The sequence below is a fragment of the Loigolactobacillus iwatensis genome (genome assembly GCF_003950295.1).
GTDB classification, from domain to species: Bacteria; Bacillota; Bacilli; order Lactobacillales; family Lactobacillaceae; genus Loigolactobacillus; species Loigolactobacillus iwatensis.
Genome location: NZ_RHNP01000083.1, coordinates 1 through 1677, shown reverse-complemented (window position 1 = coordinate 1677; position 1677 = coordinate 1). Strand labels below are relative to the sequence as shown.

1 protein-coding gene and 1 pseudogene are annotated in these 1677 nt (G+C 37.3%); both read left to right on the top strand.

Annotated elements, in window-relative coordinates:
* Window positions 1–210: pseudogene (locus EKM98_RS11970) on the top strand (PAS domain-containing protein); the annotation flags it as partial.
* Window positions 211–272: 62 nt separating this feature from the next.
* The gene (locus EKM98_RS11965; protein WP_125982756.1) at window positions 273–920 is read left to right on the top strand and encodes a hypothetical protein; all 648 of its coding nucleotides are present in this window, start codon (window positions 273–275) and stop codon (window positions 918–920) included.
* Window positions 921–1677: the final 757 nt, after the last annotated feature.

Genomic DNA, 1677 nt, shown 5'->3' with positions numbered 1-1677 from the left:
AAAAAAGTGCTCGCTGAAATGCACAACGGTGAACGCGATTCGATCCAAATGACAGTTCCGGCAAAAGGTAAACAAATCCACATTGCCTTCTATGCCTTACATAATGATTCAGGGGATTACATTGGCTGCATCGAAGTCACTGAGGATGTTTCTGAATTTACAAAATCGGGTAAAATTGGGAATCTAGTTAAACTTTTAAGAAACAAATAACGTTATTTTAAAGCGCTTCTACCTTTGGGAGATTTTAGATCGATAATTTATTTGGAGGAATAATGATGAAAAAATTAGTTAGTTTGGGAATCATCGCCCTAGCCACTATTAATCTGGCCGCTTGTGGAAATAATTTAGCCAGTAAAAGTAGTTCATTAGCAAAGGCTAAATCTGAAAGTGTGGCTAAGCAGCAAAGCAGCAAGAAAAAAACTGCGGCTAAGGCAGAACGTACGGCTAAAACTGAGGCTAAGGCCAAACGTTCTTCAGCCCAGAAGGCCAGCGTTAAAGCCAAGGCGGAAAGTAAACGTAAGGCTAAGGCCGCCCGGGAATCAAGTATCAGGACTGCGGCCGCAAATGAAAGCTCAGCCGCCCAATCTTCTTCCATTGCTCAGCAGCAAGCAGCCGATAGCTCTGCCCAGACAGCTGCAGCCAATAGTTCCGAACAAGCCGCAATTGCAAGTAGTCAACAAGCTACTCAGACCTCCCAACAGCAGGCGCAACAAAGTCAGCAGACTCCGCAGGCACAATCGCAGCAAACAACACCAACCAGTTCCGGAAGTGATTCAAATGATTCCTCTAATTCTGGGACACAAAATCAAACTGATTGGACTGGTAATGACGACTACCTAAATACCACTGGGACAAGTGCAGCAAATACGCAATCAACAGACGACAGTGTTGACGCTAATTCGACGGTGGTCGGAAATTAAATTCTAGGAATGTTTGGTGTGCTTAAAAAACTGATTTTAGTTACTTGCTGATGTTTAGCTAGAATATAATTTGTAGTTCACATAACTTAATTATGAATTAAAAAATAAATGACTTGCTTTTACGTATCTTACTAAATAGATACATGAAAGGAAGTAATATATTTATGCCAGGCTGGACTTTTGAAAACAATGATAAGATGGTATTTATCGAAGTGTACAACAATGAGCTCACTATTGATTATTTTCACACAAGTAAGAATTCAATTATTACTATTAATCAAGATTGTCTCACAAATGAAATAGCAACTTTAGTTTGTCATTACATTTTTGCTAATCTTAAAAACCATCAATTTATTGAAACTGATAAATATGATCTATATGATATTGACGACAATCTTCATGTAATTAAACTGGAATAAGAATAAGGACCTGCCAAATATAAATTTAACAGTGAAGTGAACCCCCGGTATTGGACCAAAGTCTAATACCGGGGGTTTTACTATGACCAAATACACTAAGCAATTTATTTACTCATAGAATACTCTTACAGCATATTATGCCCATAATTATATTTTTGGATTGATATACGTTGAAAAGACATTTAAATTTCCTGATGAATTAGTTATAGTACAACAGAGATGGGCTAAAAAGAGTATTTTGGAAAAAATCAACTTGTCTGCTGTAAGCAGTAAATAACTGACCGACTTCAAAAATAATTTAATTCAAGTTATGATTGCCTCATCAAATAATTGGTGAG